This is a genomic window from Sphaerochaeta sp. UBA5836, assembly GCF_002432845.1.
In the GTDB taxonomy this organism is placed as follows: Bacteria; Spirochaetota; Spirochaetia; order Sphaerochaetales; family Sphaerochaetaceae; genus Sphaerochaeta.
The window spans coordinates 901-9,234 of sequence record NZ_DJGW01000020.1; the positions used below are offsets into that span (position 1 = coordinate 901).

The window sequence follows — 8,334 nt, forward strand, 5'->3', positions numbered from 1 at the left end:
TCGGAAGAGTTTACGAGGATATAAAAAGAGACGGGTCTGGTAGCATCGAGGGAGTTGAAGGTAAGCGAACTTTGGGTGGTCAGGTTGCTTCCCACCTGGGTTCCATCGGTTTTGAAATAAGTAACATAAAGAGAACCGGAGAGAGTGCTGACGTGCAACTGGTTCTGATTGACGTAATACATCTGCACGGAAGCAGAGCTCATGGTCGGGGCGATGGTAATCTTGGAGACTGGGAGTGAAGGATCAAGAAAGAGCGTGCCTACCAAGGCGCCAGTCTTGTTGCTGACCAGTCCTGTGGCGGTGAAATCGGCAGCCGGTTCTGATGTATAGGTGTGTACTGCAAAAAGATCCGTGCAGATAAAGGCACTCAACAATACAAGCATGGTGAACAATCGATGGAATAGATGCATGACGCTTGTAATTCCTTTTTTTAAGCTATTGAATATTTCTATGAGTACCATAAATAGTATACGTATGAGAAGTATCTGTGTCCAGTATTTCTTGTTGGCCCATACACTTTTGATTTGGGTATTCAGGTATGTTTTTATTATGAGGACTCTATGCTATACTTTTTCTTAGTACGTTGTTCGGGAGTATCATGAAACATAGTTTACTTGCCTTTGTCGGAAAGCACAGCAAATTGACTTTGGTTGTGATTCTTCTGATTACGGCCTTTTTTTTATACCACGCTTCATTTTTACACCTCGACGCAGATTACAACTCCCTGATGAATGAAACAGGCAAAGGTGTGACCTACCGGGGAGGGTCTGATGAGTACGCTCCTCAACAAAGCTCTGCGATTGTTGAAGAGCTCATACCCGAAACCATGGTGCTTGAGACTACCGCCCTCGGCAGCCAGCTTGTAGCAAGCACGGAGGTACAAGCCCCGTCGAACGAAGATACGCTTGCCTACAGCACCTCGTACCTGGTGATGGTTGAGAGTCCTGCCCTATTTGAGGCGGATACGCTCAACCGAATCACCACCGTCATGCAGAAACTCAGCGATACCGGGTATCTCAGCCAAAGCTTTTCCGTTCTCGATTTCGCGACCTTCGAAAAACGCGGCAGCCGCTTGGTCAGCGTCCCGTTCGGATCGAATTCTCCTGAACACGTGTGGACAGAAGAGCAGGCAGAGCTCCTCAAGCAACGGATCGAGAACGATCCATTGGTAAAGAACTACCTGGTAAGCGAAGACATGGATGCCATGTTGTTCAGTTTCGACTCCTTTGCGCTGACCCACGAAATGGAGGATGAGCTCTCAACCATCCTTGATGAACTCAGGGAATCCGACATCAAGGTTTCCATCAACGGCACAGCGATTCTCACCAATCGGTTGATGTACTACCTCGGAAGGGACCTGAGCATTCTGCTCTCGCTCTGCTTCGTAACCATCCTGACCATCTACTATCTCAGCTTCAAAGCAAAACGAAGCGTGCTCCTGCCTTTCTCCATGTCCGTCATCGGTATCATCTGGACCTTTGGGACGATGCGCCTGCTCGGCTATTCACTTACCATCGTCAACATCGTCACACCCTGCATGGTGCTCAATCTGGGTTCCTCCTATGCCATTCATGTGATAGGTGAATATTATGCCAACTATCCTAAAGGGATGACCCCGATCCAGTCCACCCAAAACATTCTTCGCACCATCGTCTTTGCCTGCATGACCACGGTCATCGGGTTTATGAGCCTGCTCTTTTCCAAAACTCCGGCGTTGAGGGAGTTTGGCATCGCAGTCGGAATCGGGGTGGGTTATTGCGCCGTTCTTGCATCGACCTACCTTCCTGCTCTGTTGAGCTTGGTAGTGCCTCCAAAGCAGGAGCAACTGAAGACCTATAAGAAAGGGTATCTTGCACAATCAGTTGTCTCAATCGACCGATTGGAGAAACGTGCCTGGCCGCTTTTTGTTGTGTTGTTCATCCTTGTCATCGGCGGATACATGGTCACTCGTGACCATATTCCGGTAAATACAAACTACATGTCCTACTTGCCGAAAAAAGATCCGCTGGGACAGGCCAGTCGTCGTTTTGCACAGAAAATGGGAGGCGATACACCCTATCTGATCACCGTAGAGGCCCCCCAAGGGGAATCTCAATTTTTTCTCAAGAGTGAGAATCTGCAGGATGTGTATGCCTTCGAGCAAGCAGTCCTACAATCAAGCGACGATGTTCGCCATATCCTCTCATTCGCTTCCTACGTCGCCTTCGCAAACTCAGTCTACAGCCAGGAAGAGGGTATTCCCGAATCTGACGGCCTCCTGAATTTGCTCAGCCGCATGGTAATCCTGATGAGCCGGCAGGGACAGGAAGACATGGGGGCCATCATGAATCCCGAGGGAACCAAGTTGACCATCATCCTGCAGAATTACGATGCACAGGAACAAGCCTTGGGAACCATAGGCAGTGCAAAACGCATAGAGGATACGGTCATCTCGCTGCTGCCGCTGTTGCCCGATGGAACAACGGTTACCCTCGGTGGAGAGCCGCATAGAAGCCTGCACTTCTCCGAGACCCTGCTCTCCGACCAGACCAAGAGCACCTATGCCAGCGTGCTGCTGGTCTTCCTGGTTGTACTCTTCGCTCTCAAATCAGTCTCTTTGGCCTTCTATTCCCTCATCCCCATCGTCAGCGGTGTCATGGCCAATTATATTTTCATGTATTTCTTCCAAATACCCTTCGATATGATCACGGTAAGCTTTGGCTCGATTGCAGTCGGGGCAGGCATCGATGACGCCATCCACTTCCTCATCCGATACAAGAACAAACTTGGGATTGACAACCGTTCGGTGGAAATGCTGCTTTCAGAAACCCTTCAAGAAACCGGCAGACCGATTATTCTCACCACCATCTCCATCGTCGGGGGTATGATCATGTTCCTCTTTGCCTCGTACACCCCGGTCCGTTATTTCGGAAGCCTTATGAGCATGGCACTGGTGAATTGCATGCTCTCAACTTTGTTCATCATGCCCTCGCTGATTCGACTGGTCACCAACCTTCAGCGAAAATTCGGCCTGAAGACGGCAACAGAGCGAGCTCAGTGAAAAAGCCCAGCGATCGAGGTTGAAACGCTCGCTTTCCGTTCTTGCCCGCTCTCCCATGTGCTTGATGTCAGCGGGATTGGATATGAGGGAGCTGAGAATGGTGACGAAGCCTCTTTCATCGTGATAGAGAAACCCGCACCCCGACTCCTCGATTGAGAACCCCAGCGAACCATCCTCGCAGAGGATGACAGGGAGGCCCGAGGCCATCGCCTCCACAAACCCCAAACCCTGTGACTCCCGAATGGATGATGAGACAAACACATCGCTGGCTTGGTAGAAGTGATGAATCGATTCTGAGGGGACGGGGCCGGTGAATACCACACGGTCCTCCAATCCAAAATCCTTTACCTGCTGTTTCAGACTCTCAAGTTTGGGGCCGCCGCCGACGATCAGAAGGCGAGCAGAATCCTCAAGAAGGGAGAGGAGGAAAAAAGCATCGATGGTGCGGTTCACCCGCTTTTCAGAAGCCAGTCGACATACGGAAATCAGGACAACATGCTCAGGCCCGAAACCGAAATCGCCTCTGATTTTGCTACGCAGCTCTTTTGCAATACGCACTCCGAACCTCTTGAGGTCGATGCCGCTTGGCAATACCTCGATTGGTTTGGAAATCCTATACCGCTCCAGCATCGCCTTATGGGCAAAGGATGGGCTGATGAGCAAGTCACAACGACTCACTCTGCGTTTGACAATGGCAGCCATAAGCGTATCCCATAAAGTGTGACGGATTCTCTGCATCTCATCATAGCGGGTAAAGTCGGTATGGCAAGTATGCAACAGAGGTATGTGCAGAGCAGCCTGGAGACGCTTGGCATACCCCATGGAGAAGAACTCATTGTTGGAGTGGATGAGATCGGGTTTCCAATCGAGAATATCCTGCAACAAACGGTCTTTGTAGGAAAAGGTCATATAGGAATCAACATAGAGCTTGATCCTGCTTGCTTTCATATGATATACACCGTCGCGATAATACGAGAACCGCTTATCGCCGATGGTCAGCAACCTTACCTCGTGACCCAGCACAGGGAGCATGGCCATCTCATTCACCACTACGGTGGACACTCCCGTAATCGCGGGTAGGTAGAAATCGGTGGTGATGAGTATCTTCACTGCGCAACACTCCTTGTTGTTGCACTATACCGCGAGGATATTCTCTATGCAAGAAGCATAAACAGCACTTGTTGCTGCCCGTCTTATTGGATATGATACACCCATGTTAGGTGCAATGCTCTATGTACACGCTGGGAAAGGCCATTACATCCCTGCAAAAGCCCTCACCGACGCGATGGAACGAGCAGGTTATCAAACATGTCTTCTTGATATGTTTGGTGTACTAAAAGCACCATTTTGGCAGTGGTATTGCAAACACGAGTGGCGCTTTATGCTTCACCATCCCCGCATAGAACGCTTGTACCACCGTTTTATGGATACACATTTTATCGCCTTCGTCCTCAGGGCCTTGGCGGTCAGGCTGCATACCAACCGCGATTTCCTCTCTTGGTATGAGCATACCAAGCCCGACTTCATTCTCTGTACCAATTTTTTGGGAGGCTCGGTCATTGCATCCATTGCCAAGCGGGCAAACCTCAAGGTTCCCATTTTTGTCTATGCCGCCGACGTGTTCAACAATCCCAAGGCCGGTTATTGCAGCAAAATCGACCGTTTATTCATCCCTACAGAACTGGGGGTAAAAAACCTGCTTTCCCAAGGGTATACAAAAGAGCAGGTACGGCTCTCACCCTTTCCTCTACAGCCATCCATCCAACAGATGGAAAAACTTTCAAAATCTGAAGCAAGAAAACTCCTCGGCCTTGAGGATTGCTTCACTCTTCTTCTGAATCTTGGAGGAGAGGGAATCGGATCGACTGCCTTGGTCAAACAGTTGATCAAAAACAAACTGGCCTGGCAGGTTGTGGTGGTCGGCAATCTCTCAGAAGCAAGCAAGCAGCGGTTCCATGCGCTTGCCAAGCAACTTCCCGGCATGAGCATGCATACCCCCGGTTTTGTTTCCAATATCGGCCATTTCATGCTTGCCTGCGACGTCCAAGCCGGCAAGGCAGGAGCAAATGCCCTGATGGAATCCCTTTCGTTGGGCCGACCATTTTTGATCAATGAACTTTTGCATGCCGCCCGCAACACACAAACCTTTTTCCTTGAGTATCAGGTGGGATGGGTGATTCGACAACCAAAGCAACAAATGATAACACTCAAAGCCTTTGCAGAAGACAAAACCAGGCAGCAACGCATTGAGTACAACCTGAAAGCACTGCCACTTCAGTTTGACAGCGACCAGTTCGTCAACCTCCTTCTCAATGAGGTGAAATCACTTGCAGATTGACCGTTTTCCTCCTATGCTTTCTGTATGCATATAGCACTTTTGTATGTAGATGCAGGGAAGGGCCATATTACACCGGCAAGGGCGCTTTCTGATGCACTGCAGAGACTTGGGCATACTACCGTCGTAGAAAATTTATTTGCTACGGTCGGATCGCCGATGATCAATTGGATCAGCAAATACAACTGGCGTCTTCAACTGCACTTTCCCAAAATGGAGGCAAAGGTCAATGCCAAAAGTGATACTGCGGCCAATGCCAAGCGGGTGCGCTATGTTACCACCCATTCGCATGCTATCAAGGATTTCAAAATCTGGTTTGATCAAGTCAAGCCCGACTTGATTGTTGTTACCCACTTCCTTGCTGCGTCAATGATCCAGCCGCTGGTCGATGTATTGGAATTGAAGGTGCCGGTTTTTGAATATGCAGCCGATGTCGTATTCACTCCGAATCTCGGTATCAACAAGAATCTCGACCGCCTCTATATCTGTACCGAGATCGGCAAGGAGCTTGCAATCCGTGCCGGACAACCGGAGCATACCATCCGAATCTGTCCGTTCCCCCTGAAAACCGAACTCATGCAGTCAAAACCGCTGAGCAAACAAGAAGCGCGGCGCAAGCTGGGGCTGAAAGATTGTTTTACCGTTCTTCTCAATCTTGGCGGCGAAGGCATCGGAACTGCCGATTTCCTGGAAGAGGTAGCAGAACGCAATCTCGACTGGCAGGTGATAACCGTCGGGGAGCTGAGTGGCAGCACAAAAGTGCATTACAAGCTGTTCAAGGAAAAACATCCCGATTTTCCGCTGTACACTCCAGGATTCGTAAAAAACATTCAGGACTATATCTGTGCTTGCGATGTACAAGCAGGAAAGGCGGGAGCCAATGCCCTGATGGAATCGCTTTCATTGCAACGCCCTTTCCTCATTTCAAGCCTGCTGTACTCTGCATGGCCGACCACCATCTTCTTCGAACGACGAAAAGTCGGCTGGGTGGAAAACGATGTGTCCAAGCAGGTGGACATCCTGCAAGCCTATAGTTCGAACCAGTCTGAGCAACAAAAGATGCAGCAGGCTTTCAAGGATCTTCCCTTGGTTTTCGACAGTGATGCCTTTGCCAAACAAATTATAGCTGACGCTGCAGAGATCATGAAACTGAAATTCGGTATTGCAGGCAACCAGTCCTAGAAGTAGAGCCCAAAGCTGACAGACAGCTCCCACTCCACTTCCATAGGCTCCATACGCCCTTGCAGCGCATCGTAGACATCGAAGAGGTTGAATCCCAAGGCGACACGCATCGGATGGCTTGGGAACCTTTTCAGGACCCCCCAGCCTTCCATGCCGGCACTCGCCAGGACGGTACGCCCATTGGGTTCGGAGGGATTGCTGAATACGCCAACATCGAGAAAGGGGTTTGCATACGATTTGGCAAACCCGAAATCGATGAAGTCTACAGTCATGTTCAGATTCATGACCCCGCCATAGGAAAGTTTGTTATTCACTTCAGCAATTTTGCTTGAGCGTGAGAGATATCCTCTGAAGTAGTCGGCAACATTCAAGTCCTCATCGGAAGGGAGAAAATTGTACATAACATTCTCTGCATAGAACCCGGTCAATCGGATGGAGGGATTGAACCGCCAGACTATGAACGGAAACCAGGTTGCACTGCTTTCCATGTACCAGTAGTCCCCGCTATCATACTCTACCTGGGGATAGTCACGATATACATGCTTGAAGGAGAACACCAAGCCCCTGCGGAACTTGTGCTGGCTGGAAAGGTAGTCGATGCGCCCGCCATTGTCGAGGGTGTTCTCATACTCGTAGTAGCGCTGCAGTGGATTCATATTCTGGTTCTGGACAAAATTCACTGCTGCTGTAAAGGATGTACCCCATGTAAGCCCCAGCGGTAAGCGAAAGCTTGTCCCAAGGGTCGAACTGAGCAGTACATTGTCCACCGTTTCTGAAGTCATTTTCTGGTTCGTCTCAACCCTGATGTTGAAGGAGAGCGGACGGGTGAAGAGTTTCAGGTCATGTTGGGCAAGGGTGGTTTCGGTGGTGAAATTGGTGATGTTTTCTTCCCATTGCACCAATGAGCTGAGGGTATACCTCCCTTCATTCTGTCGGAAGGGACCATAGCTGAAGGAAAATCCGTAGAGGGTGGGATCCAAAACTGAAAAATCGGTGATGGGCTTGAGGTCCGCCCATGTAGCAAGGTTTACATTTGTTCCAAGGATTTTCAGACCCGTCCAGCTTACGTCATAATTAAACACTTGAGCAGAAACCGAAGGGTCGAAGTTACCCTCGGTTTCCAGGTTGAGGGTAGTACCCAAGAACTTGATGCCTGTCCAATCGAGGTCGAAGTCATAGATACCCAACGGCTTGGTTGTTTTTCGCCGCTCATAGACAAAATTCAGGCTGATGGATGTTCCCAAAAGAGTGAATTTGGAGATGTCAAACTCAAGGTGGTCTTCCCTGTCGTCCCAATTCTGCAATGTCCCATCGTTCTGAGACGTATAGACTGTTGCATTGAGTTCGCCGAAGGTACCCAACAAATTGGTATCCTTGGCTTTCAGACCAAAGAGGAATCCAGTCTTATCGTTGTCGAATTTCGGGTAGGGAAGCACAATCAAGGTACTGGAGTCTTCCACCGTATAGGTTACGGTATAATACGCAATTCCATTGACAAAAGAGGCAAAGGCATACTCATACTCTACATTCAAGAACAATTGCTTGTTGACCAATGTCTGTTTCTTTGCCTCCAGGGCACTGATGAATGCTTCCTTACTGGGGTAGACAACATCCCCATCTGGAGGGACGATGGCATTGTAAAGAGCAAATTTGGTGGTTTTTCCCTTGACTGAGAATTCATAGTCAGCAATTCCATAGCCGGTTACTTGATCGGTTGTAATCAGCGCCTCAGCAGCTGAAAGAATCCCCCCGAAGCATATCAGATAGACAAGGAAGA

The 8,334-nt window shown here is 49.4% G+C and carries 6 protein-coding genes; 3 read left to right on the top strand and 3 right to left on the bottom strand.

Annotated elements, in window-relative coordinates; translation table 11 throughout:
• Positions 1-383, bottom strand: a 383-nt coding sequence (locus B3F49_RS01710; RefSeq protein WP_293908685.1) for a hypothetical protein, incomplete at its 3' end; no start/stop codon positions are given.
• A gap of 215 nt (positions 384-598) precedes the next feature.
• Here B3F49_RS01710 and B3F49_RS01715 point away from each other — a divergent pair.
• Complete coding sequence (locus B3F49_RS01715; RefSeq protein WP_293908686.1) at positions 599-3,040, top strand: efflux RND transporter permease subunit; 2,442 nt, start codon at positions 599-601, stop codon at positions 3,038-3,040.
• Here B3F49_RS01715 and B3F49_RS01720 read toward each other — a convergent pair.
• Positions 2,948-4,150, bottom strand: a complete 1,203-nt coding sequence (locus tag B3F49_RS01720; protein ID WP_293908687.1) for a glycosyltransferase — start codon at positions 4,148-4,150, stop codon at positions 2,948-2,950. The genes B3F49_RS01715 and B3F49_RS01720 overlap by 93 nt on opposite strands.
• 313 nt (positions 4,151-4,463) lie before the next feature.
• Between B3F49_RS01720 and B3F49_RS01725 the strand changes: the two genes are divergently transcribed.
• Positions 4,464-5,378, top strand: a complete 915-nt coding sequence (locus B3F49_RS01725) for a UDP-N-acetylglucosamine--LPS N-acetylglucosamine transferase (protein WP_293908688.1) — start codon at positions 4,464-4,466, stop codon at positions 5,376-5,378.
• Between the two features lie 24 nt (positions 5,379-5,402).
• Positions 5,403-6,557 (top strand): UDP-N-acetylglucosamine--LPS N-acetylglucosamine transferase, encoded by a 1,155-nt coding sequence (locus B3F49_RS01730; RefSeq protein ID WP_293896135.1) that lies wholly within the window; start codon positions 5,403-5,405, stop codon positions 6,555-6,557.
• Here B3F49_RS01730 and B3F49_RS01735 read toward each other — a convergent pair.
• Positions 6,554-8,334, bottom strand: a 1,781-nt coding sequence (locus B3F49_RS01735; protein WP_293908689.1) for a hypothetical protein, incomplete at its 5' end; no start/stop codon positions are given. The genes B3F49_RS01730 and B3F49_RS01735 overlap by 4 nt on opposite strands.